The sequence below is a fragment of the Exiguobacterium sp. PFWT01 genome, assembly GCF_018255795.1.
GTDB lineage: Bacteria > Bacillota > Bacilli > Exiguobacteriales > Exiguobacteriaceae > Exiguobacterium.
The window spans coordinates 582,145-609,008 of record NZ_CP073755.1; the positions used below are offsets into that span (position 1 = coordinate 582,145).

Genomic DNA, 26,864 nt, shown 5'->3' on the forward strand with positions numbered 1-26,864 from the left:
AGATTTTATTTTCAAAGAAGGTGTAAGGAATGGCGATTGTAGAGCGTGCTGGATTGTTTTTTGAACTCTTTCCTCGAAAATATGAAGAAAAGGAAGACGATCCATTTATTTTTTCAACGTTAGCGTTATCGGTAGAATCGAGAGGGAGTTTTCATTTTTATGGTGCTTTACTTATGAAATCGGAGTATGAATATCTGATTTCACAAATTGCGCTCATGTTAGACGGAGAACTGAACAAATTCATTCTCAATCCTGTTGAACCGATTTTTAGAATGACAATTGAACGTGAAGAGGTAATTCTTTATAGGTTCATGGTCCGTTTCCAGACAGGTACACCACGTGAATTAATCTTTTATATGAATGATTGTGAAATAAATAGATTCAAAGAGGAATTGAAAGAAGAAATGACTCAAATCCTTCCTCCGCCATTTCTGCCTTAGAAATGTACATACCGAAACAGTAAACTGCTAATGATTGATTTTCTTGGACAGCCGATTCCAGACTGCATTCTTGACCACCTTATCCTCCCTTTTTTGTACACTAGAACCAGGAGGCGAGAGAAGTATGTCAATCATTGAATTCAAAGATGTGAGTCATCAAGACATCCTGCACCATGTGTCCGGGACGTTTCGGGAAGGGCGGATCACGACGTTCGTCGGACCGAGCGGCGCCGGCAAGACGACGTGTCTGAAGCATATCAACGGATTGCTGTCACCGGACACTGGCACGATTCTTTTTAAAGGGGAAGACATCGCGGAGATGGACATCCTCGAGCTACGAAAGAAAATCGGGATGGCGTTCCAAAGTGCGCCGATGATTCAAGGGACGGTGTACGACAACTTGAATCTCCCGAAAGCCATCTTCGACGAGACACTTGACCGCGACCGGGCTTCCGAATTGCTCCATCGCGTCGACTTGAGTGAGGCGCTCCTCGACCAACCCGTCAAATCACTATCGGGTGGGGAACGGAGTCGGGTCGCCATCGCCCGGACGCTCGTCAATAAACCGGACGTGCTCTTACTCGATGAAATTACGGCGAGCCTTGATTACCGGACGGTGAAAGAGATCGAGCGACTCATTCGAAAACTGCAACAATCATACGGTGTGACCGTCATTTGGATCACCCATGACCTCGACCAGGCACGGCGGGTGAGTGACGACATGTGGTTCTTGAAGGACGGGGAACTACTTGCATTTGGGGACGCATCGTTCATCGATGAGTCGGACAATCCCGTCATCCAACGATTCGTCAGGGGGGAAGATTGATGTCATATATTGAACTCGTGACGGCGCTCATCTTCGTCGTCATCCCGCTCGCCTTGACACTCGTCCTACGACTTGGACTCGAGCGTGATATTATCATTGCGACCGTCCGCTCCATCATTCAACTATTGATCATCGGCTATATCTTGACGTTCGTCTTTGAGAGCGACAGTCCAATCTTCATGCTGTTGATGATTTTACTCATGATTGTCGCAGCGATACAAAATATCCGACGGAAAGGGGACGGGATTCCGGGCATCATGTGGATCATCGTCTTGACGCTCGTGACGATCGAAGCGCTGACGATGGGACTCATGCTCGGACTCGGTATCATCCCATTCGAACCGGAAAAGGTCATTCCGATCAGTGGGATGGTCATCGGGAACAGCATGGTGTTGTCGCTCCTGTTCTTGAACAAGTTCAAAGACGAGGTCGAGCGGAGTGACGACGTCATCGAACTCATTCTTTCACTCGGCGGCACACCGAAAGTGGCCATCGACCGCAGCTTGAAGAATGCGATTCGCACGAGCATGATTCCGACTGTCGAGGCGCAAAAGACGATGGGGCTCGTCCAACTACCGGGAATGATGAGCGGTCTCATCATCGGGGGAGCAGACCCGATGGAAGCGGTCCTGTATCAACTCTTGATCCTGTTCTTGATTTTGACGACCGCCTCAATCTCGGCGACGCTCGTCGGTTATCTCGCGTACCCACGTCTGTTCAACGAGAAGATGCAGTATATCGGACTGACCTATCGGAAGGGGAAATGAAACATGATCACAGGGATTCATCATGTGCAGCTCACGATTCCAACTGGAGCGGAGCAAGAGGCGAAGGCGTTCTATTGTGACTTTCTTGGTCTACGTGAAATCGAGAAGCCGGATTCATTGAAGGGGCGAGGTGGATTTTGGCTTCAGGTCGGCGACCGTTCCGTTCATGTCGGGGCAGAGGACGACGTGGAACGACAGAAGACGAAAGCGCATATCGCGTACGCTGTGACGGATTTAGCTCATTGGAAGGAAGCGCTTCAAGAGAATGAGATTTCTTACTCCGAAGGCATCCCGATTCCAGGATTCGAGCGGTTCGAGTTCAGAGACCCGTTCGGCAATCGGGTCGAGATGATTCAAGCGCTCTGACGAAAGGGAGCATCCAAAGCGGATGCTCCCTTTGTCGTTCTTCAAGAAATACCGAACAGGCGAGTCACTTGCTCCCATTCGGACGGGTAGGCGTTACTGCCATGATGCTCGTGAATGAGTGTCCCGTTCGTGTATACGCTGAGGCTCCACTGTGTGCCATCTAGTGTGCGTACCCCTTCCAGTTCTTCGAAAACGGTCGGCCACCAATTCGTGCCAAGCAGATGAAACGCCACACGCATCTGTTTGGCTTCCTCTCCCTCATAGTATTCGAATTCAAAGGGTTCGGTGATCGATCGGTCGGATCGCTCGATGTGACGAAGGACGGTGCCCCTCTCGAAAAAGGTAATCGTACTCACATCATACGTGCCGAACCCACCGACGCGGAAGATGACCTCGACCATCGATTCCTGAGGACGACCAATCGCCTGAAGGACGCGCTTTTGGAGTGGGTGTTCGACGAAAGAAGGAGGGATATGATAAAGGGCGCGAAACGTTTTGTCTTTCATGAAACTTCAACCTTTCTCGGGCATAAGATGCCCCGAGTATAGCGGAATCTTCCGGACGAGGGAGACAAAATAAAGTGCAAGGTACGAAAAAAGCACCTCCTAAGAGATGCTTCGAGGTTAATACACTTCGTACGTCTGTCCAGTCTGCGCGCCTTCGACGCTCTTCACATAAGCGAGGGCAACCCGTTCACCCGGTACCGCCTCGTAACCACGGAAATAAGGACCATACGCATCGAGTGCTTCGACGAGGACGTTCGGGCTGACGTTGTTGATGCGGATGCCCCGTGGCATCTCAATCGCCGCACCGGTCACGAATCCTTTGATGGCCCCGTTCGCTAGTGCCGCCGATGCGCCTTCTTTGATGGGGTCGTCCATCAAGATTCCGCTCGTCAGTGTGAAGCTACCACCATCGTTCACATGATCGAGCCCGAGAAGGACGAGGTTGACTTGTCCTTTAATCTTGCTGTCGATACTCTTCTGATTATCCGCCGGCGTCATCTCGGAAAGTGGACCGAAATGCGTGCTGCCCGCCGTGCTGATGACCGCGTCGACGCGCCCGACCGTCTCATACATGTGGCGGATGCTATCTTCGGAGGTGAGGTCGACTTGCACGTCCGCCCCGTTACGCCCAGCCCGGATGATCGTATGTGTTTTCTCCAACTCTTTTGCGACGGCCTGCCCGACCGTGCCGCTTGCCCCAACGAGTAAAATATTCATGTGAAAACTGCCCCTTTCGTCACGCTTAGATTCCACTTCAGAGTAGCGGATGACGAGGACGTTCGGCAATCAAGTTGCCTCCGGTGGGACGACCGTGCCTTGATGGAATCGCATCTTCCAACGTCCGTCCACGAATACCCAAATCGAGCTACGGCGTGTTTCGCGATTCAATACCGGTTGAACGAGACGGTACGTCACCAAAACGTGACCTTCCGTCAACGGATGCAGCGTGAATTCGGATAACTCGGCCTCAATCGGGTCAAGCTGGAGTGTCGTCTGATCCCAATCTTGATACAGCAACCGTCCCGAGCTACCGATTTCAAAGAAGTCGTCGGTCAACAGTTCACGCAATCGCTCCGTCGACTGCCTGACCTCCGTCGTCAATAACGCTTCTTCTAGTGTTTGAAGGTGATTTGCCAACTCGTTCATGTCACGACTTCCTCTCTTCGTTGATTCATCACGATGACGCCGAGGACGATCAACAAGAGACCGATTCCGTTCAACGCCGAAAGAACTTCCCCGTAAACAAACACCCCGATGAGTCCTGTCGCCACGGTCCCGAGTCCGGCCCAGATGCTATAGGCGATACTGAGCGGAATCGTCTTCAACACGATGCCCATGAGGGTGAACGACGCAGCGAAACTAACCAACAGAATGGCGCTCGGAACGAGATTTGTGAATCCATCCGACAGTTTCAACATCGATGTCCCGAGTACCTCAAATCCGATAGAAAAGAAGAGTAAAAGATAGGCTTGCATTCCGATTCACCTCACACTTTCATCAAGACGAGCCCGATGATGACGAGCCCAATCCCTGCAATTTTTTGACGACTGATTTGTTCCCGAAAGACGACGAACCCGATCACTGCCGTGAGTGCCGTCCCGACCCCGCTCCAAAACGCATACGCGAAGCTGAGCGGGATGGTGAAGAGGGCAAGTGATAAGAGATAAAACGCCGTCCCATAACCGAAGGCGACCCCGAGAATTGGGAGACGGCTCGTCGAGGTGGCGTTCACTTTCAACATGCTCGACCCGAACAGTTCCGAGGCGATGGCCCCGATCAAATAGATGAATCCCATATTACAACCCTCCTTGAAGCAACTCGTCACATGCTTCCCGAATGAGTGTCGCCGCACGGTCCTTGAACGATTCGCTATACCCATACAAGACAGCGAACCAAAAGCCGTCACAGAGAAGGCGAAGTTTTAAAATCGCATCCTGGTCCGGCCCGTCGACAGCGAAACGCTCGTCCCAACCGGTCGACACGTCACTCCAAATCGACTCGCTCGTCGCATCTTCTTGCGAGGAGATAAAGACGGCGACGAGGTCCATATCTCCGTGATCGACATCATCCAATGTCGCCAGTGCATAGGCACGGGTAAACGAATATGTACCGTCCGATAGATGGGCGGTGATTCGTTTCTCGAACGTCTCGATGGCGAATTCGTTCATCTGTCGCAATAAGTTGGCCTTATTGTCGAAATGATAGAGGACCCCGGCTTTCGTGATTCCTGCTTTCGTCGCCAATCGTTCGAGCGACAACTGACTGATCCCGTCTTCTCGAATCATCTGGGCGGCAGTCTGTAGCAACAATTGTTTTTTACTCATCCCATCACACCTCTCTTTACTTTACTGACCGTTCAGTAAAGTTAGTCTATCAAAATTTGCGAGGGGTTGTCGAGATAGAACGTTGATGGAATAATCAGGGAAAAGGGGGGCGTGACATGGGTTCACATTTGATGCATCTCGTCATCGCGAATGAGATGTTACCAGCGTTGTCGGAGGTGGATGAGGTCGCATTTTTGCTTGGAAGTCTCGCACCGGATGCAACGACAGAAAAAGAGGCATCCCATTACTACGCAGGACGCCATGATGATTTATCTCGTCGTTTAGATCTTTCCCAATACTGGATTGACAGCAAGGAGGAAGACTTCTCATATCGACTCGGCTATTACGCGCATCTCGTCGCGGATGAGATATGGTTGCAGGGGTTTTATAAAGGTTGGTTGAAAGAACTCATCACCCAGGACCCGTCAAAACAGGCGGCCTATTATGCGGACTTTGATGCGTACAATGTCCGTCTCTCGGAACGCCTCGGGACGTTCGATTTTGAACGCTTGAAAGGAAATCCAGAGCTCATTGAACTGGTCGAGAAAGTCGAGCGGGACGCCGCGATGACGGAGGAGGGGACGTACACGATGTTTCTCCCGCATCAATTGGATGGTTACGTTGATACGTGTGTCCGCCGCTGTCTTGAGATGGTCAAACGGAAGCGGGCGATGCTCGTATGAACAAGCGATACGCACCACTCTACGCAACGCTCGGACTCTTTATCGTGACGGTGATCACCTTCCTCACCTTGAACGGTCGGGTATTCCCGAATCTCGAATTGATGACGGTCATTTGGGTATATCTCGCGATTGACATCGCCTTGTTCGCCACGTTGATTTGGGGTCTGTTCACGAAGGATCGAATCATTAAAATCTACACGCTGCTTGCGACAATCGGGTTGATGATTCCATTGTCAATTTGGATTTTCCTGTTGCTGTTGGCGAACGGAATCTCGGAGGCGTGAGATAGATGGATGAACCTAAGAACATTCCGTTTCTAATGCGTCGCGTACCATTTTTCATATTAGCAGCCCTCATGGCCCCGGTAGCAATCGTCCTTTTAATTATCTATTGGCGAGATTTGGACGATGATTTACGATTTGGACATCTCATTTTTTCGGTCATTTTATCCTTATTTTTCGTGGTAGACCTTCTACCGAGAGGGATTACACAAACCGTATTATTGGCGTTCACAATCACATGTGTTTGGTTCATCACCTATATTGTGTTTCGAGGTAAAAAGAGGGCACGGCACGATAAAGATTGAGCCTTAAACTAAATGATGTGAACTCAACCGAGAAAGTGGACCTCCACTTTCTTTTTTTGCGCGTGCATCTATAGAAAGAAATTTTTTCCTATCCGAATCTTGTCAAATTGGCATTGCGTATCCTAATTTTGTTTGTTATGCTACTTGATGAAAACGACAATGATAATCATTATCACTGATAACGAGAACGCGAGAATAGACATACATAACCAACATGGCTCGTTTTTGGTGCGAGGATCATTGAAACTTACATACAGAGGAGATGGATGAAGTGGGGAAATTCAAGATTTCACTCATGTTGACGTTGCTCGTCTTCGTACTCGCCGCATGTGGCGGAACGAGTGAGACGAAGAAAGAAGAAAACGTCGACGGCGCAACAAAGACAGAGACGGTCGAAATTACAGACGCACACGGCACAATCGAGGTACCGGTCAACCCGGAGAAGGTCGTCGCCCTTGATAACCGGACGTTTGAAACATTGGCAGCATGGGACATCGACTTGGTGGCGGCACCGATCGGACTCCTTCCAGCGGAGTCGCCATATGCATCAGACAAAGACATCGCGGACGTCGGCATGCACTTCGAGCCGAACTTAGAGGCGATTGCAGGAGTTGACCCGGACGTTGTCATCGTCGGTCAACGTTTCGCAGATTACTACGAGGACATTAAAAAGTTGGTTCCAGAAGCAGCGGTCATCGATTTGAACATCGAGATCCCAGAAGATTCAGGTACACCGGGTGAGATTTTAGTCAAAGGATTGACAGACACGACGCTCACACTCGGAAAAATCTTTGACAAAAACACAGAAGCCGAAGCCATCGTCGCTGACCTCGACAAGTCGATCGAAGACGCGAAAGCGGCATACAACGGAAAAGATACAATCATGTCGGTCATCGTATCGGGTGGAGACATCGGGTTCTCAGCTCCGGTAACGGGACGCGTGTTCGGACCGATGTACGACATCTTCGGATGGGTCCCAGCTCTTGAAGTCGAGAAGAAGACAGGTGACCACGAAGGTGACGAAGTATCCGTCGAAGCCATCGCAGAAAGCAACCCAGACTGGTTGTTCGTTCTCGACCGTGACGCACCACTCGGTGACGCAGAAGGCGCAGTACCAGCAGAAGACGTAATCGACAACGCACCGGCGCTTCAAAAGACGACGGCTGTGTCGAAAGAGCAAATCGTCTATGCCCCGAAAGACACGTACTTGAACGAATCGATTCAAACGTACGCGGAATTCTTCAACAGTGTCACGGAAGCGCTCGCGAAGTAAGGTTCCGTCATGCAAAAACCATTGACAGCCAGGGTTGAGACGATGTCTCAGCCCTCCTTTTCTAGATTGTGGACGAAGTCGTTCGTGTTCACCGTGATCATCGTCCTCGGTTTGGCGGTGCTGTCGCTCTTTACCGGGGTGTACGATCTGTCACGGACAGACGGCTTCGATATGTTTTGGATCACCCGTGTCCCACGGACGGTCGCCCTCATGCTGACGGGTGCGGCGATGGCGATGGCGGGGCTCGTCATGCAGCTCATCACGCAAAACCGACTCGTCGAACCGACGACGACGGGGACGCTCGAATGGGCGGGACTGGGACTGCTCACCGTTTATTTACTTGTACCGGCACCGAGCCTCATGATGCGGATGACCGGGGCGATCGTCTTCTCGTTTATCGGGACGATGGTCTTCTTCTGGTTCTTACGTTCGGTCAAACTTCGTTCATCGCTCATCGTGCCAATCATCGGGCTCATGTTAGGGGCGGTCATCTCCGCCATCTCGACGTTCCTCGGTCTGTTCTTCCGGGCAAGCCAGGCGATCGAGGGCTGGTTCGTTGGTTCGTTCGCCTCGGTGCAAATCGGGCGCTACGAGTATCTATGGGTCATCATCGTCGTGACGGTGCTCATCTTCTTACTGGCGAATCGCTTGACGCTCGCGGGATTAGGGGAAGACATCGCGACGAGTCTCGGCGTGAACTATAATCAGCTCATGATGATGGCGACGGGGCTCATCGCCTTATCGGTCGGTGTCGTGGCGACGGTCATCGGGAATTTACCGTTCCTTGGACTCATTGTCCCGAACCTCGTCTCGATGTTCCGCGGGGATGATTTGCGCAGCAACCTGCCATGGGTCTGTCTTGTCGGGATGGGTGCGATTCTCGTCAGTGACTTGATTTCACGGACGATCATCATGCCGTTCGAACTCCCGGTCTCACTGATTCTCGGGACGGTCGGGGCAATCGTCTTCATCATGATCTTGATGCGACAACGGAAGAAGGGAGGGGTTCGATGAGTACGGTCATAGAACGAGACGGTGTCGAAGTATCAATCGGGGAATTGAGAGAAGAACGTCATGCTTCAGCGTTTCAATCGAAACGGGCGAGCAGGCGCTATTGGCTCTTCTTAAGTGCCTTCATTCTCGGCGGACTGTTGTGTGCGCTCGGGCTTCTCCTTTATAACAATCCGGTCCCGATGGACTCTCCGTCATTCGTGCCGGTCGTGGAACGGCGAATCGTCGCCATCGTCACGATGTTGATTGCGGCACTCTGTCAAAGTCTTGCGACGGTCGCATTCCACTCCGTGACGAACAACCGTATCATCACGCCATCGCTACTTGGATTCGACGCACTCTATTCGACGATTCAGACGAGCATGGTCTTCTTCTTCGGGGCCGGGGCGTTGATCGGCTTCTCGGGGACAAGCGCCTTCTTGACACAGGTCGGCCTCATGGTGACGATGAGTCTCCTCCTTTACGGATGGCTCTTGTCAGGGAAATACGCCAACCTGCAGCTCATGCTGCTCATCGGGATCATCATCGGGACGGGTCTGAACTCGGTGTCATCGTTCATGCGCCGTATGCTCGCCCCGTCCGAGTTCGATATCCTGCAGGCGCGGCTGTTCGGTTCGGTGACGAATGCCGACGTGGCGTACTTTCCCATCGTCATCCCAATCGTCGTCATCGCCGGGACACTCTTGTTCCTGTTCTCGAATCGATTGAATATCGTCGCACTCGGTAAGGACGTCGCGACGACGTTCGGGGTGAACCATCGGAGGAGTGTCATCTACACGCTCGTCCTGATCTCACTCCTCATGTCCGTCTCGACGGCGCTCATCGGACCGCTCACGTTCTTCGGATTCTTAGTCGCGACGCTCAGCTATCAGGTCGCCTCGACGTATGACCATAAGTACGTCTTTCCGATGGCGTTCGCCCTAGGGTTCTTCGTCCTGACGAGCGCATATTTCTTTATGTATCACATATTCCAGACGCCAAGTGTCGTCTCCGTCATCATCGAACTGTTCGGCGGACTCATCTTCTTGGCCGTCATTCTAAGGAAGAGGTCGCTATGATTCAAATCGAACAAGTCAAAAAATCGTATACAGACGATGTCCACATCGGACCGCTCACGCTCGATATCCCGAAAGCCGGGTTCACCTCACTCATTGGACCGAACGGAGCGGGCAAATCGACGACGCTCATGATGATCGGACGGTTGCTCAACTTAGACGAGGGACAGATCCAAGTCGCCGGCATGGACGTGTCGAGCACGAAATCGAAAGACTTGGCGAAAATCATCACCATCCTGCGCCAAGAGAACCACTTCGTGACAAGGCTCACGGTCCGACAACTCGCCGGATTCGGGCGTTTCCCGTACTCGAAAGGGCGCCTCACGAAAGAGGACGAGGCCATCATCTCGAAATATATCGACTTCCTCGATTTGACCGCGCTCGAGAACCGCTATCTCGACGAGCTCTCAGGGGGGCAAAGGCAGCGTGCTTATGTGGCGATGGTGCTCTGTCAGGAGACGGAATACGTCCTCCTCGATGAACCGCTCAACAACTTGGACATCGCCCGTTCGGTACAGATGATGGAGTATTTACGCCACGTCGCCGACGAGTTCGGACGGACGATCGTCACGGTTCTCCACGACATCAACTTCGCGGCGAAATATTCGGACCGCATCTGTGCGATGAAAGACGGACAGATCGCTGCGTTCGGAACGGTGAATGAGATCATGGACGCGAAGATTTTATCCGAAATTTTTGAGACGAAACTGGAAATCATCGAAGGGCCGTATGGGCCGATTGCGGTGTATTAACGAAAGGGAGAATTCACATGAAAATTGACTGGACACCGATCACTAAAGTCGTAAACGAGGCACCAGATACATACACGTTCCATCTCGCCTTGCCACCTGAGTTCACGTGGCAGGAAGGGGCGCATACGCATCTCGCGCTCGAAGGGTTCAACGCTGGGGACAAGCCGGACCGAAGTCTTGTCCGCCATATGTCGATCTCCACATTGCCGCACGAAGGAGCGATCGGCATCACGACCCGAATCAAGACCGAATGCTCGACGTTCAAATCGATCCTTCGGGACATGGTACCGGGGGACAAGGTCGCCTTGTTCAAGACACATTCGAACGTCCCGCTCGAACGGAGTGGGAAGAACGTCTACCTCTTATCGGCGGGTGTCGGACTCGCGACATTCCGTCCGGTCGTCCTCGAGTACTTGGCGAACGGGGAAGGTGTCCCGCATCTCCATTCGTTGAACGTCGATTCGTCGAAGGCATATTTGTTCGGTGACGTCTTCGAATCGAACGAGCACTTCACGTCAGAGTTCGTGCCGAGTCGTAAAGATTACTACGAACGCGTGGAGATGATGGCATCCGACAAGGACGCCTTGTTCTATATCGTCGGCAGTGATGAGCTGTTGCGTGAAACGATTCAGGTGCTCCGGTCGAACGGGGTGGCATGTGACAACATCAAGATCGACAAGCATGATTTTCAACGAGAAGACTTTTTAGGTTGATACTCAAACCGGGGACACGTGCCCCGGTTTTTTCGTGCACAACTTGACGAATCGTTCGAAGATCCCACGTCCATCCGGGGTCCCGATCGACTCGGGATGGAACTGGACACCGTACGTCGGATGGGTCGGGTGTTCGAGGGCCATGATGACACCGTCTGTCGTCTCGGCCGTGACCGTCAGTTCGGTCTCTTGTACGATGAGCGAATGATAGCGCATGACGTCCATCGATAGCCCTTCAAAGAGGACGCTTGGAATCGTATTGATCCGTGAGACTTTTCCATGCATCACTTCGTTCGCTCGTCCGACGACCCCACCGAACGCCTCGGCGATGACCTGATGACCGAGACAGACCCCGAGAATCGGGATATAGCCGGACAATTGTCGCACGACCGCAAGCGACACACCGGCGTCATGTGGACCACCGGGACCGGGAGAGAGGATGATGCCACTCGGGTTCATGCGACGGATTTCTTCTATACTATGTTCATCGTTCCGGATGACGCAGACGTCACTGAAGCGAGCGACGTCCTGATAGACGTTATACGTGAACGAATCGTAGTTGTCGATGAGGAGAATCATGCGAACACCTCCAATAGGGATTTGGCTTTATGCAGCGTTTCTTCATATTCTGATACGGGGTCTGAGTCATAGACGATGCCGGCGCCTGCCTGGACATGGGCTGTGTCACCTTGGACGACCATCGTCCGGATGGCGAGGGCGAAGTCGAATCCGCCGCGGACGTCGAGATAGCCGACCGCCCCGGCGTAGACCTCCCGTTTCACCGTCTCAAGCTCGTCGATCAACTGCATCGCCCGAATCTTTGGAGCCCCGGAGACGGTACCTGCCGGAAGACAGGCACGGAGCGCATCGATTGGGGTCACATCGTCACGTAAATCCCCTTCGACTTCGGAGACGAGATGCATCACGTTTTTGAACCGTTCGAGCTCGATGTGTTTCGGGATGGTGACCGTGCCGACTTTGGCGACCCGCCCGATATCGTTCCGTCCGAGGTCGAGGAGCATCCGATGCTCGGCGAGTTCTTTCTCGTCTTGAAGGAGTGATTCCGCGTGACGCATGTCTTCCTCGACGGTCTTCCCACGAGGGCGTGTCCCGGCAATCGGATTCGTTGTCACTTTGCCGTTCTCGACCCGGACGAGACTTTCCGGTGAGGCACCGAGGACAATCGCTTCCCCGAGGTCGATGTAGAACAAGTACGGACTCGGATTTTGTTTCCGCAGCGTCCGGTAAAAGTGGAACGGGTCCCCGGTGAACGTCGCGTCGATTCGTTGCGACAAGACGAGTTGGAACACCTCGCCCGCAAGGATTGCCTCTTTCGCCTGGAGCACACGGTCGATGAATTCGTCCTTCGGCGTCAAGATGCGCTCGCTCGTCCGGACGACCGGTTCGAGGGCGTGCGTCTCCGGAGTCTCGAGCTGTTCCTGGATGGACTCGAGTCGCATCGTCGCATCCGTCTCGCTCGTATCGATCAAGATGACCTGTTCCTCGAGGTGGTCGTATAAGACGACCGTCTCATAGCGTTGGAAGAGGGCGTCCGGCAAATCACGCGTCACGGTCGGCGTGTTCGGGATCGGTTCATATACCCGAAGCAAGTCATAGCCGATATAGCCGACGGCACCGCCGATGAACGGGTATGGGGCAGTGAAGTCGTCACGGGTGATACGTTTTGATAGGGCATGGAGCGGGTCGTCCACATAGACCGTTCCCGTTGCATCCGTCACATCGTTCCCGTCGACCCGGATTGTCTCTACCGGATTCGCCGCGATGATGGAGTAGCGGCCGTGTTTGCCTTCCGCGCGACTCTCGAGTAATACCTTTCGTTCACCTTGTAGCCGGTGGAAGATTGCCACCGGTGTGAGTTCGTCACCATTGATGATCCGTTGTTGCATCAACATCTCCTCCTTAAACTAAAAAAATCTCCCCGTCCCGCATGTCCAATCGGACATGAAGGACGAGGAGATTCCCCGTGTTGCCACCTTCGTTGGAAGACGCTTTGTCTTCCCACTCATCGCGAACCATCATTCGCTGTCCCCGATAACGGGAGGACCCGTCAGAGCCTACATGTCGGTCTGAACGCTCAAAAGCCCATTCACGCAAGGTACGACACCGGTTCGCATCGACCACCGGCTTTCTGAAGACGTCCCTTCGCGCTACTCTTCTTTCTCATCGCGAGTTCGTATGAATGTTATCGTTACTTTAACGGGATAAAGATGCGTTGTCAAGTATCATTTGACCGAAGCGTGCCCTACCTGACGTTTCCCGATGAACGTGAACGTGATCCCCAATGCCAAAAGGGGAAGGAGCCACCACTTCGTAAAGAAAAAGAGGGTGCCCCGATACATGAACCACTCCATGCCCAAGTAGGCGAAGAGCGTGATCAAGGGAGCGATAGACAAGCGCTTCAAGTGCAATGCGATGGCGACCCCTAGTCCGATCGTAAGCGTTGGGACGATGACGAGTTGCCAAAGATAAGGGTCGATATGGTGAAACATGGAGCATCCCCCTTATAACGATTTGTACCCTAAGAAGTACGGGCGCCACATCGGGTCATGGATCGAGTTGATTTGAAGCATCTCGCCCCCGGCATGGATGAAGAACTCGTCATCGAGCATGATGCCGATGTGGGACGGACCTGACCTGTATGTGCCGGCGAAGAAGACGATGTCTCCCCGATGACCGCTCGTGATGTTTGTCCGTTTGTGCTTGAAGTGTCCGCTATGCCAGTAACCCGACACGTTCGTGCGACCGCCGACTTTACCAGCCTGATTCGCTGCGTAATGGATGAGCCCCGAGCAGTCGAAACCGCCGTTCAGTGGTGACTGTGAACCCCACGTATACGGTGTGCCGAGATGTTTGACAGCAGAAGCGATTAGACGCTCCTTTTGCGAATTTCCGCGTTTTTTCAACAAGGTATCTTGTTTGATGCGGATGTCTGTCGTCTTGACGTAGACGGGGCGCCAGTCATATTGGATGAGATACGAGTCGCCGCTCTTCCCACGTGGATAGATGCGGCGTCCGGCATCGAGGTAGCCGATCGGACGAGTGTCGTTCGGGTTGGCGTAGAACGGTGTCTTCTTCGTCGTCCCATAGTGGGCGGCCGTATAGACGCTCGCCGGTTGGACAGCTTTCGGTTTCGTCTGGGCGATATACGGGTTCAACACGTACACGCGTTTCCCGGAGGATAGGCGAACATGCCAGAAGTCCGCATCGATTGAACGGAGTCCGACGAGTTTTGTTCCGCGTGGCAGTGTACCGGCCGGACGACCATACGCAACGTCAGCCGAGAAATAAGGCGTCCCGTTGAACTGCGTATAGAACACCGTGCCTGCCTTCGGTTTCGCGGTCGGTTTTGAGACGGCGAGATAGCCGGTCGCGACATAGCGATAGGTTCCATTTAGTCGGATGCGCGTGTAATAGCCGCTCGTTCCGAACGTCTCGACGAGCTGACCTCGTTTCAAGGAAGCGACTTGTTTTGCGACGGAGGTCGAAGCGTAGACTTCAACACCGTTATAGCGGCTATACCGCATGCCTGTTGATTCGAATTGAGGTGGTTTTTTCGTGCTCGTCACGCTCGTCGGCACGAAGTAATACTTCCCTTTCGTGAAGATGCGGGTGTACCCACCTTTCGTTCCATACACATTGATCAGCTGCCCACGTTTTAAAGTGAGAGTTGTCTTGGAGGACAACGACGTTCTCGCATAAATTGGAGTATCTTTCGTGATGTATCGTTGACCGGTCTTCAGCGGTGCGGGCTCCTTCGTGCCAAGAAGAGCCGTTTCCACATAGGCGAACCGTCCTCCCATGTCGACGCGTGTGACGTTTCCGATTTTTCCATAGGTGCTGACGAGTTGACCTCGCTTGAGCGAACCGATGACTCGCTTTTTGTCCGTATCTTGATAAACGGAAATCTCGGTTTGTGCATAGCGACTACCGGTCTTAATCGGACTTACGCTCGTGGAGGCGATTCGTACATATCGATATCCATTCGTCGTTTCAACGCGAAGAAAGTCCCCTGTGATGAAACCTTTGAGCGTTTGTCCAAGTTCTACTTGGGCGATGATATCGCCATCTTTTGAAGACAAGAGGACTGCGCCCTGCTTCGCATAACGTATGACCGATTCGGGCGCCTGTTCACCTAGAACGTTCCTTGCGATATAGGTACCGTCTTTCATGAAAAGACGGTCTTCATCGAGGTCGTACACGTGAACCGTTGTCCCGAGAGTGATTGGCGCGACGGGATTACCGGCAGCGTCAAAAGAATTCGTGTCCTCTTGGACGTAACGTGTGTCGGCGTACACTAACGCTTCGTTTCGAACGAATCCTGTCTGTGAATCGACCGTGACAGAAGCATGGGTGTCCGTCAGTTGGTGAATTTCTACCAATTCAGGCTCGGTCGTGACGAGGAGAATGATGGATTCCTCAGGGTCTGCGTAAAGGGTGGTGCCGACACGCAATACGGCCTCCGATCCGACCGCATGCGCAGAAAGTGTCCAGTAAAAAGTAAAGAGTAAGAGCAAACTACATATTCGTTTCAAATAACATTCCCTCGATTCATATGATTTACAATTTTTAGTATATACAATTGAAGGAGCAAGGAAGGCTGTAGATTTGGATAAAAGGGAAATGATTGAAGGACTCAATGTTCGAGATTGAGGACGGTCGTTTCCTTGAATCTGTGCTATGATGGACGGGGAAAGGAAGGGACAGCTATGGAGACACTCAACATGAAACAACTTTCTGACGAACGGTCGGCCCATCAGGTGGCCGGCGATCTCGATGCGATGCGGGCGCTCATGCACGACTCGTTCCGATACGTCGATTCGAGCGGGCGTCAGTTCGATAAAGAGACGTTCTTAGACCAGTTCGTCGACCCGACGGCGATTCAATGGATCGCACAAGAGACGGTCACGTTCGATGAGACGGTACGTGGTGACCTCGCCGTCGTCCAACTCTTGCTCGAGGAGAAGTTCATTCTCGGCACGAACGCGTACGAAGGTCGCTTCTGGATGCTTCATCTTTATGTGAAAGAAGATGACGTCTGGTTATGGCAAGGCGGACAGGCAACGATGATCAACGAAGGATAATAGATGATACCGGTGGAAACACCGGTTTTTATTATGGATAAAAAGATAAGATTCGACAGTGTAGAAATATTGTCGAAATATTTTTGTTACATTAATGAAACATAATCCGATAAATTACGTAGAACGGTATGGAGCAAAACGCTCCGATTAAAATAAGAAAGAAGGGAAATGATGAAAGCAACATTCAAGCAGTTCGTGGCGATCGTGACGATTCTCGTCCTCGTCCTATCGTTCCTTCCACCGGCACTCGCCGACAGTGGAGATGGAATGAAGACGGCCACATTACTTAAACCGGGAGAAGCGGTCGAATTCAAGACCGGTACGGAACCGGTCAACACGTATTGGTTCAAGATGGAACGTCAAGCGTCAGCCATGACACATATGGAAGTCACGTTCGAGTCGTCTAAGCTTGCGAACATCAGCGTCTATCCGAGCGCCGACATGGCGGCGAAAGATGAGACGTTCGATCGCTATCGCGCGAGCGCGACAAAGGAAGAGGAAGAACAGACGGCCAAGATCGCTTTCCCGTTCGCGTGGGAAGGTCCATACTACATCAAGGTCGAGTATATGCCGATGGAACTCGGTGAAGAGATGATGAACATGCCGACAGAAGAGGTACCGGAAGGCGAAGAACCACCGGCACCAGACCTTTCGATGTTTGCGTCAGACATTAAGCTCGTCGTCAACCCGGTCAAACTCCCGGTCAAATACGAGCAGGTCGGCGGCGACATGTGTGCCGTCGAATCGATCGTCCAACCGGCCCCGGAGCGCGATTCGATGCTCAAGCTGATTCGTCGTGTACAAAACGAGGTACTTGGCAAATCGCAAGAAGGTCGTGATTTGTCCGCGCTTTATTACCGTGCGTCACCTTTTATCGTCAAGGCGGTCACGTTTGACGGAGAGAAGCGAAAGAACGCACTCACCGATTTGAAGACGCTCCGTCCACTATTGACGGCGCTTGTCGACAAAAAAGACTACACACTGAAGACGCAAGACGCGGCGGCGATCAAACGTCTCCACGCCTTGGTAGAGTCGAGCGTCCCAACGGCTCTTCAAAGTGAGGTCAGCGAAATCGCGACAGCGCTCGAAATGGATTCGCTCGCAGGAACGCCTGTGTCCGACCTTTTCGGCAAAATCGGGATGACGATTCAGACGGACGGCAGTGATGCTCCTCGTTACATCGTCAAATACAAATCAGCTCCGAGTCGCTCACTTGGAAAAATGAATGCGATGAGCAATGTCTCGGCTGAGCGTCTTGCGATTGGTTCGCCATCAGACTTCTTCGCGCTCGTCGATGTCGAAGAAGCATCGACAAAGATGCGGGCACAGGCGAAGTCGACGCTCGAATCAGACCGAAACGTTGAATACATCGAACCGGTGCAAACGTATAAGTCGTTCGCGACGGACGTGAGCCTGGATTATCAATGGGCAATCAATTCAAAATCTATTCTCAAGCCGTTCCAGGATGCCGGAATCGGACTTGATCGTTATGAAGCGTTAAAACTTCCGGGACGTGCGATAAAAGTAGCCGTCCTCGACACAGGGGTCGACCACCGTCTCCTTGACTTTAAAGGAAAAGTTGATGTCGCCAACGCGAAGAACTTTGTTGACCCGAACGGGGAAGGCGATGCCATCGATGACCACGGTCACGGGACACACGTCGCCGGTGTCATCGGAGCGATTCGTGACAACGGTGTCTCGATGCGAGGGATCGTACCGAATGTGACGATCTTACCGGTCAAAGTGCTCGATGCCGGTGGTTCGGGAGATACGGACCAAATCGCTCTCGGAATCAAGTATGCGGTCGATGCCGGAGCAAAAGTAATCAACATGAGCCTCGGAGGCAACGAGAGCCGAACGCTCGGCTACATGATGAAGTATGCGCATGACCGTGGCGTCATCGTCGTCGCGGCAACAGGGAACGATGGACAATCACGCGTCTCGTACCCGGCATCATCGAAATACGCTATTTCGGTCGGAGCTACGAATACGTTCGGAGTCGTCTCAGACTATTCGAACTTCGGAATCAATGTGGACGTTGTCGCACCAGGCTCGAAAGTAGCGAGTCTCGTACCGGACGGAAACGTCGTCTATATGGATGGGACAAGCATGGCGACTCCACACGTCGCAGCAGTTGCGGCGCTCTTGAAGTCGAATCACCCGTCACTGACGGTTGAACAAATGCGTAAACTGCTTCGTCGCACGGCACAACCACTAGCGTTTTCGGGTGGGGACGCACCGCGCGACCCACGAATGGACGATGGGTTACAATACTTGCTCGATGAGTTGGACAAGCCACTCCTTCCGTACTATGATCTTGTGAGCGGATACGGAAAAGTGGACGTGTTCCGTGCCGAGTCGATGCAACGGATCAACCCGTCTCAGGCAGGCGTACAAGACAATGCAGCCATCTTCCGCGTGAAGGCGAAGACGGGCACGATTGTTAAAGTATACAGAGGTCAGAAGTTGATTGGAAAAGGAACGGCGAAACAGTCTGCCGCCACTTTTGCCATCAAACCACAAAAAGCGGGAGCGGTCCTTCGTGTCGTCTATGAAAACGGCAAGTACGTCACAGGTGAACGAATCATCGTGGCGAAAGGATACCGTCCGAAAGCGCCGATCGTGAACGTACCACGTGCGAATGCGTCGCAAGTGACCGGCAAAGCGCAAGCGGGAATGACGGTCATCGTGCGCGATCAACAAAAACGAATCCTCGGCAAGGGGAAAGTGACGTTGAACGGAGCCTTCACGGCTAAGACACGTGTGCTGAAAAAAGGAGAACGATTGTCTGTCCACGTGGAGGATGTGACAAAAAAAGTAAGTAGCGTATCGACGGTCATCGTCAAATAAGATGAGAGCCAGACACTGATTTCGCTATAGTTGCAAAAGAGGTCCGGACACCGATGGATGGTGTCTGGACTTCTTTTGTATAGTCTTTTCTAGTTCAAGCATTCGATAGAAGACTTTTTCTATTTCGTTATTATTTTTTCAAGAGGAGTTAAAGTATTTTTTAAAATAAAGAGGAAAAAATAGAAAAATATGTACCCTTTTTTTAAAAAAACCAGTAGTATAAGAATGTAGCAAAGTAGATACATTATTTAGGAGGAATCATCTCATATGAAACAACCAAAGTTCGTCGCACTGTTCTTAACGGGTGCGCTTGTTTTTAGTGGCATTGCCCCGTCCTACGTGGCGGCAGAAACCGACCCGGTGGCAGAGGACGTGACGGCACCGGCTGCGCCGGTCGTCTCGGTCCCGTTGGACACGTCGACTTCCGTCACAATCGGAGGCGAGGTAGGAGCGAAAGCGCTCATCCTGATCAACAATAAAACATATGAACGTGTGATCTCGGCCGATGGTCAAGCGACGTTTACGATGGCGCCACAAACTGCCGGCAAGACAATCGACGTTCGATTGGTGGATGGGGCCGGTAACGTAAGTGACGTGACACAGGTCATCGTCCAGAAGACAACGGTCAACGTGCCGACATCGCCAAAACTCTCTCAAGTGACGACGTCCTCTCCGTTCGTCGAACTAAAAGGCGCGCCATACGCCGCGTTCGAATTAAAAATCGGACAAAAGACGTATACAGGGAAGTTCTACTCGAACGGAACGTTCCGCAAGGCGATTGCCAGTCAAAAAGCGGGTTCGGTCATTTCGGCTCGTAGCATCGCCAAAGACGGCACGGCTAGCGCTTGGAGCAAGACGACCGTCATCGCAGACAAGACGGCCCCGAATCCAGGACGCCTCAAATATTCGGTCACGGCGTACTCGACGCGCGTGATTGGAACGGCAGAACCTTATACGACGGCAATCGTCACGATCGGGACGAAAACATATTCGGCACCTGTCTCGGCGAAAGGAGAGTTTTCGGTGGTCATTCCACGACAACGTGAAAACACGCTCCTCTCGCTCGTGATCCGTGATCGTTCCGGCAACCGCAGCCAAGCATCGACGATTAAAGTGCACCATGCGTTTTACAACAAGTATTACCGGATTGACGCAGATGGGGCGCGATTGACGCTCCATAAAGAAGTGTTCGCTTCGGATGCGTCGACACGATACGCTGAAACGTTCGCACCACTTTTCTTGGGACATCCTTCGAAAGAGGCGACGTTCTTCCTCATGAGTTATTATGCGGAGGATGGTGTACCGTTAGAGTTTGAGAAGTTCCACATTCGAGTCGGCTCGGCGACATACGCGCAAGCGATTCCGGCAGCGGAGGTCGGTTATGACGAGTATGAGGACGGATCGGTCGAAGAATCATACGTGTTCAAGCCAAATGCGAAATTGATCGCCTTCATGAAACAACATGTTCGTCTCGATCGCCCGGTCGTCATCACGATCGAAGGGTACGAGTATGAATACAAGTGGGATCTGACGACGGCCGAGAAGCGTGCGTTCATTCAATCACTTCAATATGCCGGGTTTTAATCCGAATACATGACACCCTGAGGGGAGACACGGTCTCTCCCTCGGGGTGTTTTTTGTATGTCTCGTGTCCGTGAACGACCAATATTTTAAAGAAGGACGTGCGACTGTTCGTCAAGATAATTTGACAGCATCAAACGGCACGCGTCGGAAGAAGGGGAGGCAAGAAATCGGTAGTTTGACGTGTCAAACCGAGCAGCGCATCTTATTAAAGGAAGGAAGTGAGGAATAGTGTTCCTCATTTTGAAGCAGGACCGGGTTGATGATAGCGGACGCAAAAGAAGGCAGGGCGCGTGAATGGACTGATTCTGACGGATACTACGCAAAGGAAGATATGAATCGATTCGGCTCGACCAGAACGAAGATCGCTCGCATCAGACTAAAGTCTCAATGACTGCTATACGAAGAAAACAAAATTTAGGAAAACAAGGTTTTGATAGATAGGTCAATGATTTTCAATATGGGAAAATTGACTTTAAAAAAAGGAAACTAAGAAAAGTTGATGTAAAATAAAAGAAAAAGTAAAATATACCCTTTTTGTTGTCGTATTTTCAGTTATTCTGTCGAAAATAGCTTTGAAAAGCCATTATAAGCCGAAAAATTAATTTGAAAAAAAGGGAAAACGTAAAATGAATTAAACTAAAATATCCAAAATTCAAAAACGTTACCATTTCAATCAAAAAAAACGCTTGTGCTCGTTGGAAGGGTTATGTATATTATGGATGTAAGGTTTTCCAAGAACAGTCTTGGTAAATTGTTCAAGATTGGTATCTTGAAAGAGCATCTACCGGGGGAGTGGCACCTGGTCTTCATAAGGGATGGGTACATAGTCGTGAAACGAGTCACAGGCGATTGGTTGTTCCAAGAAGATCGGCAAGCAAGGTCGGTAGAAAAAACCTAACTACCTTAAGGGAGGATTTTTTCAACATGACGAAAAAGAAAAAAGTATTAACAGCTGGCGCAGCGTTCGCTGTAGCGGCAGCAGCACTTACACCAGTTGCATCGGTTGATGCGGCACAAAAACGTGTAATCGAGCTTGCACCGATGACGTTTACTGGTGGAGAAGTAAAACTTCCTGCTAAAGTGGGTTCTTCTAAGATCACTTGGTACAAATCAGGAATCGACATGAAGAAAGTCAACACATGGCAGACAGTCAAAGGTTACGCTGGAACGAAGAAAGTTCCAACGACAATCAAAATCAAGATTGCAAACTACGTTGTTGGTTTCCAACAATCTGTAGCGCCACAAGAAGTTGAAGTTGACGGCAAGTTGGTCCTTCCTGCGAAACTCAAAGCGAACTTTGCAGTCGGCGCTTACTTCGTTGACGTGAAATGGGAAGACGCAAAAACAGACAAAGCTGGCGACTACGAAGTCAAAGGTACGTACACTCGTGATGGCAAGACAATCACAGTTGTTGCGAAATACTCTGTTGTTGATGCTGACCTTAAGATCGAAAACGTTTCTTCTTCAGTAGACCAAGCGGCAGAAGTTCTTTCTGTAAACGCTGACGTGAAGAACCTTAAAGATGGCGAGAAAGTTGAACTTGTAGTCTTCGCAGGTCGCGACATGAACGCTCCACTTCCAGCTGTTCAAGCTGAAGTGAAAGAAGGCAAACTTACAGTTAAATCTGCTAAGCTTCCTGCTGGTAACCACTCATTCATCCTCCGCTCAGGCGAAGTGAAGACTGACGCTGTCAACTTCACAGTTGAAGCACCAGAAGTTAAAGAAGTGAAGGCGATTAACGCTAAAGAACTTACTATCACTTTCAACAAAGCAATCAAAAAAGATACAATTATCAACTCTTCTGATCAATTAATTAACTCAAGCCTTACTGCTGTCGGCTCTGCTACAGCCCTTTCTTCTCCTTTAAAAGCTACTTTGAGCGAAGATGGAAAGACTGTAACTGTAACCGCAACTACAGCATTTAAAGGACAATATGCTGTAACGGTTCAAGATGCTGTTAAAACTGTAGATGAAAAAGCTGTAAAAGCTTACTCTGCAATTGTTAATGCTGAAGATAACGTCCGTCCAATGGTCGAATCAGTAACTTATTCGAACTATCAGACAGCTGTCATCAAATTCTCAGAGCCACTTCAATCTTTAGGATCTATCTCTGCTAACAATGCATATATTCAGTTCGGAACACTTTCGGCTGACGGTAAGAGTGTTACTGTTGACCTCGCTAACGTCAACGTAAAAGCAGACACTGACTACAAGGTTACTATTATTGGAGCAAAAGATTTCAGCGACAATTTGATTACTCCTAACCCTGTAGAAGTTACTGTCAAAAAATCTGCAAACGATACAGTGAAACCGGTTGTAACAGCAGTTTCTACAGTGAATGATAAAACTTTCACAATGACATTCAGTGAGAAATTGATTAGCAACCCAACAATCAAAGTTAATGGCGATACTGTAGTCACAACTACTCCAGGTACAGGCGAAATCGAAGGCTCAATTACTAAGGATGCAAGCGGTTTGGTTTACACTGTTACATTGACTAACAGTTTAGTAACTCCACCGGCAACTTCAGCATTGGCTAAAATTGAAGCAACTTACTCAGATTTGAGTGGCAACGCTGGCGATGCTTTCAGTCGTATCGTTGAGTTCAAACAAGATACTGTCGCACCGAAATTGGTTAACTCAACTGTTGAAAAAATCAACGGTAAAGAATACTTAGTTTTGAACTACGATGAGAACGTTTCAGTAGTAGGTGCTAAATCAATCACTGGTAAAGTCGTGAAAGACTTTGTTGAGTCGACTATTACACCAATCGCTACTGATATTACTGATCCAGGGATGAACTTCGAACTTAATAATCCTTCGAACGGAAAATCTAAATCAGTACGTCTTGACCTTGCGTCATTGACATCAGGCGCATACACGCTCACTCTTCCAGTTGGTCTTGTAGTGGACGAAGCTGGTGTTGACAGCAAGGAAACTACAGTATCATTCACACGTACAACTAACGTTGATACTGGAAAACCTGCACTTACTACAGCTGGTACGAACGGTATCACTAAAGTAAATAACGACACTTATACAGTATCGTTTGATCGCCAACTTGATGTTTCGTCTGCATTAAATGTTGCGAACTATGCAATCGAAGGTGCGGTTGTTAAGAGTGCAATCTTCACTCAAAACGATGCAAGCGGAGCGGTTGTTCGTTTGACTCTTGAAGAAGGTTCAATCAAACTTACTGGTGAGCGTACTGTAACTATTCAAAACGTTAAGAGTGCCGCTGGAGTTATGATGGATCGTGTAACAACTACTGAATCTTTAACTGAAAATGTTAAACCTACAGTAGCTTCTGCACAACTAGTAGGGCTCAATACAATTAAAGTTGTATTTAGCGAAAACATTAAAGAAGCAACTGTTACTGGATCTGTAGTCGCTGCAAATGATTTCGAAGTTCTTATCGGTGATGTTGCCGAAACTGGAGCTACAATTGCAGAAGATCTTTCTGACACGTCAGGTAAGACATTCACTATTACTCTAGCTAACGATATTACTCCTGCAGAGTATGCGAAAACAATCACTCTTAAAGCAGGTACTGGATTAGATGTAACTGATGAGAGTGGAAATGCACTTGTCTTCACATCAGCTTCAGTAGCAAAATAATTTCTCTTCAAACAACGCCGTGTCATGATTTGATGGGGCGTTGTTTTTGTTTTCAAATATATATTATTCCTTTGATACACCCTGACCATCGTGGCTCAGGGTGCTTTTTTATGTCCAAAGGAGGAGAAACGATGAAACCGAATCAATCTGCAAATCGTATCGATATCGTCAGTATCAAACTCGTCAAAGAAGGGATGGTCTGCTATAAGGGGCGGACCATCCATCGACCGGATGACGGCTATACGCTCATGAAGGAATTCTTGCATGGACTCGACGGAGAGCATTTCCTCGTCATCGTTGGTGTGGGGTTGGGTAAGACGTTCCCTTGGAGCCGATCCTGTTTAAGATGCGACTATCAACATAAAGACGTGAAGCATCTCGATCAGTGCGAGTGGTTGTACCCGAATTGTGAACTTAGGAATCAACGAGAAGTAGAAGCTGAACTCATCCTGGAATCTCCAACCGGATCGATGATTTAGCCTAATTAAATTCTCCTCGGTCCACTCAGAAATCCTTCACCTCCAAGCAAGACCTAGGCGGTGAGTAGTTCAAGGATGTTTCATTGCAAACATCTAATGGACCAAAAAGATGTGGAGCGAATGGGACGGAGAATGAAGTGACGGGATCGAATCGCCGAAGGCGATTCGTTTCTTTTGGAGAAGCTGGTGATGTGAACATGACGAATCTTGTCGAACGATTTCCTTTCAATTTTAAATTACTGATTGACTTAAAAATGATAAGTGTCATCCGACGAAAGACCTAGGTTGGTACGATGAAGAGGATAGAAAGCATTCATACAAATGGACTAAAAACGAAAGCGAGGTCGAGTGATTTGAAACGGTTCGTAACGCAGTTTTCTCTTCTTGCAATCCTATTTCTATTAATCAGTACATGCTTACCTACAACGGCTGCCGCGGCAAGCTTGACGGTTTCTCCAAAAAGCGTGACGTTACAGGTCGGCCAATCCAAGACGGTACAGGCGAAAGCAAGTGGTATGAAAAAACCAGTATACGTATGGAAATCGTCGAACCCGAAAGTGGCGACCGTGAAAAATGGAAAGATTACAGCGAAAGCTGTCGGAAAAGCGACCATCACGGTCACCGTCCAAAAGACGAAGTTAAAGTCGACCATCAGTGTGACGGTCAAACCGAAGAAATTAAATGCGCAAGCAGCGTTCAAGGCGGTCAATCCGTCCGTTGCGACGATTGAGATGTACGATGCTTCCGATCGACTCACTTCTACAGGGAGTGGGTTCGTGACGAAGAGAGGGGAAGTCATCACGAATTTTCACGTCGTTTCGGGTGAATCGAACCGATACGCTCGTATCCGATTCGCAAACGGGACCGAGGTCGAAACGCTCAAGTTGAAGCGCTTTGATGACAAGTTAGATTTGGCGATTTTAGATGTGCCGTCTCTTCAGTCCATTCCGACCTTACCGGTGGCCAAAGCAGGTAGTACGGGTTCCGTCATTTATGCGCTTGGGAGTCCGAGAGGCGTCTCGAATACGATCACGGAAGGGATTTTGAGTAATCGAGACGTGTATTTGGACGGTCTTTCGTACCTGCAATATACGGCGAGTACAACGTTTGGAAACTCGGGAGGGCCTTTAGTCGATGAATTCGGAAGAGTAATTGGCGTGGTCACAAGAATTCTTACGGATTCACAAAACATGAACTACGCGGTTCCGATTCAACAACTCGATGCGATGCAATATGGTCGTGAGACGATTGCGAATGTGCAGGAACCTTCGTCCGGTTCGGATGTGATTCCGGCCGTTTCGGGTGAAGGGGAGACAGCGGAACAAGAACTCAACGATTCGTTTGATGACGCGGACGTGATTCGGTTCGCTTCTGGGCATCTCTCCGGGGCCGTCCAACATCAAGATGATGTCGATACGTATTATTTCCGGACTGAACGCCGGATGACGTTGTCGATGGTCGGAGGTTGGTCGAACAACCAAAACGGTGTGCACTGGGCATACGGATTGTTCGATGCAAATGGCGATTCGATTCGATATAGCGAGGAATTTATGGATGAGGGGCGTTATTACGAAGCACTGGACCTCGTCATCCCGCCGGGTGAATATTTTATTGTAGCGTTCCCGATTTCGGGTCTCGCCCGAAGTGAATATGTGCGCCAGCCGTATGCGATTTATTACGAACTGAAATAAGCGTGTCGGAAGATGAGGGATGATAGTTTACGCATGGCAAAATCAATGTCTCGATTCGCCGGACGCTACTCTTAGGAATTGTCGCCCGAACCAAAGTGACAGGCGTGTCTCATGTCCGGGCATGACAGGGAATGGAATTCCATTGGACGATGAGCGCTTCTTTCGAATAAAGTGAACTGATTTGACGGGGCGTGAGTGAATGAAAGACATGGAATGGCTCACGACATTGACCCAAGAC

27 protein-coding genes and 1 other annotated feature are annotated in these 26,864 nt (G+C 50.3%); of the genes, 17 read left to right on the forward strand and 10 right to left on the reverse strand.

Annotation, left to right across the window (positions count from 1 at the left end):
* The first annotated feature begins 29 nt into the window (after positions 1 to 29).
* The 4 genes from KD909_RS03150 (at position 30) to KD909_RS03165 (ending at position 2,399) form a co-directional block, all read left to right on the forward strand.
* On the forward strand, positions 30 to 440 hold the full coding sequence (locus KD909_RS03150) for a WapI family immunity protein (protein WP_047794919.1): 411 nt from the start codon (positions 30 to 32) through the stop codon (positions 438 to 440).
* A 124-nt stretch (positions 441 to 564) separates the two neighbouring features.
* Positions 565 to 1,266, forward strand: coding sequence for an ABC transporter ATP-binding protein (locus KD909_RS03155; RefSeq protein WP_047794920.1), 702 nt, complete (start codon positions 565 to 567; stop codon positions 1,264 to 1,266).
* Positions 1,266 to 2,033, forward strand: coding sequence for an ABC transporter permease (gene fetB, locus KD909_RS03160; RefSeq protein ID WP_211782351.1), 768 nt, complete (start codon positions 1,266 to 1,268; stop codon positions 2,031 to 2,033). The genes KD909_RS03155 and fetB overlap by 1 nt, the downstream gene beginning before the upstream one ends.
* A 3-nt stretch (positions 2,034 to 2,036) precedes the next feature.
* Positions 2,037 to 2,399, forward strand: a complete 363-nt coding sequence (locus KD909_RS03165; protein ID WP_047794922.1) for a VOC family protein — start codon at positions 2,037 to 2,039, stop codon at positions 2,397 to 2,399.
* Positions 2,400 to 2,440: 41 nt separating this feature from the next.
* Here KD909_RS03165 and KD909_RS03170 read toward each other — a convergent pair whose 3' ends face one another.
* From KD909_RS03170 to KD909_RS03195, 6 genes are all read right to left on the reverse strand, one after another.
* A complete protein-coding gene (locus tag KD909_RS03170) occupies positions 2,441 to 2,905 on the reverse strand; it encodes a hypothetical protein (protein WP_047794923.1) in 465 nt (154 codons plus the stop codon).
* 117 nt (positions 2,906 to 3,022) lie between these two features.
* Positions 3,023 to 3,622, reverse strand: coding sequence for a short chain dehydrogenase (locus tag KD909_RS03175; protein WP_047795632.1), 600 nt, complete (start codon positions 3,620 to 3,622; stop codon positions 3,023 to 3,025).
* A 69-nt stretch (positions 3,623 to 3,691) separates the two neighbouring features.
* Positions 3,692 to 4,051, reverse strand: a complete 360-nt coding sequence (locus KD909_RS03180) for a nuclear transport factor 2 family protein (protein WP_211782352.1) — start codon at positions 4,049 to 4,051, stop codon at positions 3,692 to 3,694.
* On the reverse strand, positions 4,048 to 4,380 hold the full coding sequence (locus KD909_RS03185; protein ID WP_211782353.1) for a DMT family transporter: 333 nt from the start codon (positions 4,378 to 4,380) through the stop codon (positions 4,048 to 4,050). The genes KD909_RS03180 and KD909_RS03185 overlap by 4 nt, the downstream gene beginning before the upstream one ends.
* An 11-nt stretch (positions 4,381 to 4,391) precedes the next feature.
* Positions 4,392 to 4,700, reverse strand: a complete 309-nt coding sequence (locus tag KD909_RS03190) for a DMT family transporter (RefSeq protein WP_074036309.1) — start codon at positions 4,698 to 4,700, stop codon at positions 4,392 to 4,394.
* A 1-nt stretch (position 4,701) separates the two neighbouring features.
* The gene (locus tag KD909_RS03195; RefSeq protein ID WP_211782354.1) at positions 4,702 to 5,229 is read right to left on the reverse strand and encodes a TetR/AcrR family transcriptional regulator; all 528 of its coding nucleotides are present in this window, start codon (positions 5,227 to 5,229) and stop codon (positions 4,702 to 4,704) included.
* 116 nt (positions 5,230 to 5,345) lie between these two features.
* On the opposite strand from KD909_RS03195, the gene KD909_RS03200 reads away from it, so the two are divergent.
* The 7 genes from KD909_RS03200 (at position 5,346) to KD909_RS03230 (ending at position 11,302) form a co-directional block, all read left to right on the forward strand.
* The gene (locus tag KD909_RS03200) at positions 5,346 to 5,912 is read left to right on the forward strand and encodes a zinc dependent phospholipase C family protein (RefSeq protein ID WP_211782355.1); all 567 of its coding nucleotides are present in this window, start codon (positions 5,346 to 5,348) and stop codon (positions 5,910 to 5,912) included.
* A complete protein-coding gene (locus tag KD909_RS03205) occupies positions 5,909 to 6,196 on the forward strand; it encodes a hypothetical protein (protein ID WP_211782356.1) in 288 nt (95 codons plus the stop codon). The genes KD909_RS03200 and KD909_RS03205 overlap by 4 nt, the downstream gene beginning before the upstream one ends.
* A 564-nt stretch (positions 6,197 to 6,760) precedes the next feature.
* A complete protein-coding gene (locus tag KD909_RS03210; RefSeq protein WP_031422513.1) occupies positions 6,761 to 7,771 on the forward strand; it encodes a siderophore ABC transporter substrate-binding protein in 1,011 nt (336 codons plus the stop codon).
* A gap of 9 nt (positions 7,772 to 7,780) precedes the next feature.
* Positions 7,781 to 8,785, forward strand: a complete 1,005-nt coding sequence (locus KD909_RS03215; protein WP_031422514.1) for an ABC transporter permease — start codon at positions 7,781 to 7,783, stop codon at positions 8,783 to 8,785.
* Positions 8,782 to 9,840, forward strand: coding sequence for an iron chelate uptake ABC transporter family permease subunit (locus KD909_RS03220; RefSeq protein WP_211782357.1), 1,059 nt, complete (start codon positions 8,782 to 8,784; stop codon positions 9,838 to 9,840). The genes KD909_RS03215 and KD909_RS03220 overlap by 4 nt, the downstream gene beginning before the upstream one ends.
* Positions 9,837 to 10,589 carry an iron ABC transporter ATP-binding protein gene (locus KD909_RS03225; RefSeq protein WP_211782358.1) on the forward strand — a complete coding sequence of 251 codons (753 nt, stop codon included), beginning with the start codon at positions 9,837 to 9,839 and terminating at the stop codon, positions 10,587 to 10,589. The genes KD909_RS03220 and KD909_RS03225 overlap by 4 nt, the downstream gene beginning before the upstream one ends.
* 17 nt (positions 10,590 to 10,606) lie before the next feature.
* A complete protein-coding gene (locus KD909_RS03230) occupies positions 10,607 to 11,302 on the forward strand; it encodes a ferredoxin--NADP reductase (protein ID WP_211782359.1) in 696 nt (231 codons plus the stop codon).
* A gap of 3 nt (positions 11,303 to 11,305) precedes the next feature.
* On the opposite strand, the gene KD909_RS03235 is transcribed toward KD909_RS03230, so the two are convergent.
* The 4 genes from KD909_RS03235 to KD909_RS03250 all read right to left on the reverse strand — a co-directional run bounded on the left by KD909_RS03235 (position 11,306) and on the right by KD909_RS03250 (position 15,855).
* Positions 11,306 to 11,881: an anthranilate synthase component II gene (locus KD909_RS03235; RefSeq protein WP_211782360.1), complete on the reverse strand. Its 576-nt coding sequence runs from the start codon at positions 11,879 to 11,881 to the stop codon at positions 11,306 to 11,308.
* A complete protein-coding gene (gene trpE / locus KD909_RS03240; RefSeq protein WP_211782361.1) occupies positions 11,878 to 13,209 on the reverse strand; it encodes an anthranilate synthase component I in 1,332 nt (443 codons plus the stop codon). The genes KD909_RS03235 and trpE overlap by 4 nt, the downstream gene beginning before the upstream one ends.
* Positions 13,210 to 13,264: 55 nt before the next feature.
* Positions 13,265 to 13,496, reverse strand: a binding site (T-box leader).
* A gap of 49 nt (positions 13,497 to 13,545) precedes the next feature.
* The gene (locus KD909_RS03245) at positions 13,546 to 13,812 is read right to left on the reverse strand and encodes a hypothetical protein (protein ID WP_211782362.1); all 267 of its coding nucleotides are present in this window, start codon (positions 13,810 to 13,812) and stop codon (positions 13,546 to 13,548) included.
* 12 nt (positions 13,813 to 13,824) lie between these two features.
* Positions 13,825 to 15,855, reverse strand: coding sequence for a C40 family peptidase (locus KD909_RS03250; RefSeq protein WP_211782363.1), 2,031 nt, complete (start codon positions 15,853 to 15,855; stop codon positions 13,825 to 13,827).
* Between the two features lie 174 nt (positions 15,856 to 16,029).
* On the opposite strand from KD909_RS03250, the gene KD909_RS03255 reads away from it, so the two are divergent.
* The 6 genes from KD909_RS03255 (at position 16,030) to KD909_RS03280 (ending at position 26,626) form a co-directional block, all read left to right on the forward strand.
* A complete protein-coding gene (locus KD909_RS03255; RefSeq protein ID WP_249199067.1) occupies positions 16,030 to 16,404 on the forward strand; it encodes a nuclear transport factor 2 family protein in 375 nt (124 codons plus the stop codon).
* A gap of 171 nt (positions 16,405 to 16,575) precedes the next feature.
* Entirely contained in the window at positions 16,576 to 19,254 is a 2,679-nt protein-coding gene (locus KD909_RS03260) for a S8 family peptidase (protein WP_211782364.1), read from the forward strand.
* Between the two features lie 267 nt (positions 19,255 to 19,521).
* Entirely contained in the window at positions 19,522 to 20,838 is a 1,317-nt protein-coding gene (locus KD909_RS03265) for an Ig-like domain-containing protein (RefSeq protein ID WP_211782365.1), read from the forward strand.
* Positions 20,839 to 21,762: 924 nt separating this feature from the next.
* Complete coding sequence (locus KD909_RS03270) at positions 21,763 to 24,456, forward strand: Ig-like domain-containing protein (protein ID WP_211782366.1); 2,694 nt, start codon at positions 21,763 to 21,765, stop codon at positions 24,454 to 24,456.
* A 131-nt stretch (positions 24,457 to 24,587) separates the two neighbouring features.
* A complete protein-coding gene (locus KD909_RS03275; protein WP_211782367.1) occupies positions 24,588 to 24,935 on the forward strand; it encodes a hypothetical protein in 348 nt (115 codons plus the stop codon).
* 353 nt (positions 24,936 to 25,288) lie between these two features.
* The gene (locus tag KD909_RS03280; RefSeq protein ID WP_211782368.1) at positions 25,289 to 26,626 is read left to right on the forward strand and encodes a trypsin-like peptidase domain-containing protein; all 1,338 of its coding nucleotides are present in this window, start codon (positions 25,289 to 25,291) and stop codon (positions 26,624 to 26,626) included.
* The last annotated feature ends 238 nt before the right edge of the window (positions 26,627 to 26,864 follow it).

Bases quoted from the DNA above. Each gene is read 5' to 3' on its own strand.
- KD909_RS03200 (WP_211782355.1), top strand. From the start codon at position 5,346: ATGGGTTCACATTTGATGCATCTCGTCATCGCGAATGAGATGTTACCA.
- KD909_RS03185 (WP_211782353.1), bottom strand. From the start codon at position 4,380: ATGCAAGCCTATCTTTTACTCTTCTTTTCTATCGGATTTGAGGTACTC.
- KD909_RS03255 (WP_249199067.1), top strand. From the start codon at position 16,030: ATGGAGACACTCAACATGAAACAACTTTCTGACGAACGGTCGGCCCAT.
- fetB (WP_211782351.1), top strand. From the start codon at position 1,266: ATGTCATATATTGAACTCGTGACGGCGCTCATCTTCGTCGTCATCCCG.
- KD909_RS03245 (WP_211782362.1), bottom strand. From the start codon at position 13,812: ATGTTTCACCATATCGACCCTTATCTTTGGCAACTCGTCATCGTCCCA.
- KD909_RS03155 (WP_047794920.1), top strand. From the start codon at position 565: ATGTCAATCATTGAATTCAAAGATGTGAGTCATCAAGACATCCTGCAC.
- KD909_RS03175 (WP_047795632.1), bottom strand. From the start codon at position 3,622: ATGAATATTTTACTCGTTGGGGCAAGCGGCACGGTCGGGCAGGCCGTC.
- KD909_RS03270 (WP_211782366.1), top strand. From the start codon at position 21,763: ATGACGAAAAAGAAAAAAGTATTAACAGCTGGCGCAGCGTTCGCTGTA.
- KD909_RS03165 (WP_047794922.1), top strand. From the start codon at position 2,037: ATGATCACAGGGATTCATCATGTGCAGCTCACGATTCCAACTGGAGCG.
- KD909_RS03215 (WP_031422514.1), top strand. From the start codon at position 7,781: ATGCAAAAACCATTGACAGCCAGGGTTGAGACGATGTCTCAGCCCTCC.
- KD909_RS03275 (WP_211782367.1), top strand. From the start codon at position 24,588: ATGAAACCGAATCAATCTGCAAATCGTATCGATATCGTCAGTATCAAA.
- KD909_RS03205 (WP_211782356.1), top strand. From the start codon at position 5,909: ATGAACAAGCGATACGCACCACTCTACGCAACGCTCGGACTCTTTATC.
- KD909_RS03190 (WP_074036309.1), bottom strand. From the start codon at position 4,700: ATGGGATTCATCTATTTGATCGGGGCCATCGCCTCGGAACTGTTCGGG.
- KD909_RS03230 (WP_211782359.1), top strand. From the start codon at position 10,607: ATGAAAATTGACTGGACACCGATCACTAAAGTCGTAAACGAGGCACCA.
- KD909_RS03260 (WP_211782364.1), top strand. From the start codon at position 16,576: ATGAAAGCAACATTCAAGCAGTTCGTGGCGATCGTGACGATTCTCGTC.
- KD909_RS03265 (WP_211782365.1), top strand. From the start codon at position 19,522: ATGAAACAACCAAAGTTCGTCGCACTGTTCTTAACGGGTGCGCTTGTT.
- KD909_RS03150 (WP_047794919.1), top strand. From the start codon at position 30: ATGGCGATTGTAGAGCGTGCTGGATTGTTTTTTGAACTCTTTCCTCGA.
- KD909_RS03210 (WP_031422513.1), top strand. From the start codon at position 6,761: ATGGATGAAGTGGGGAAATTCAAGATTTCACTCATGTTGACGTTGCTC.
- KD909_RS03220 (WP_211782357.1), top strand. From the start codon at position 8,782: ATGAGTACGGTCATAGAACGAGACGGTGTCGAAGTATCAATCGGGGAA.
- KD909_RS03180 (WP_211782352.1), bottom strand. From the start codon at position 4,051: ATGAACGAGTTGGCAAATCACCTTCAAACACTAGAAGAAGCGTTATTG.
- trpE (WP_211782361.1), bottom strand. From the start codon at position 13,209: ATGCAACAACGGATCATCAATGGTGACGAACTCACACCGGTGGCAATC.
- KD909_RS03195 (WP_211782354.1), bottom strand. From the start codon at position 5,229: ATGAGTAAAAAACAATTGTTGCTACAGACTGCCGCCCAGATGATTCGA.
- KD909_RS03225 (WP_211782358.1), top strand. From the start codon at position 9,837: ATGATTCAAATCGAACAAGTCAAAAAATCGTATACAGACGATGTCCAC.
- KD909_RS03170 (WP_047794923.1), bottom strand. From the start codon at position 2,905: ATGAAAGACAAAACGTTTCGCGCCCTTTATCATATCCCTCCTTCTTTC.
- KD909_RS03235 (WP_211782360.1), bottom strand. From the start codon at position 11,881: ATGATTCTCCTCATCGACAACTACGATTCGTTCACGTATAACGTCTAT.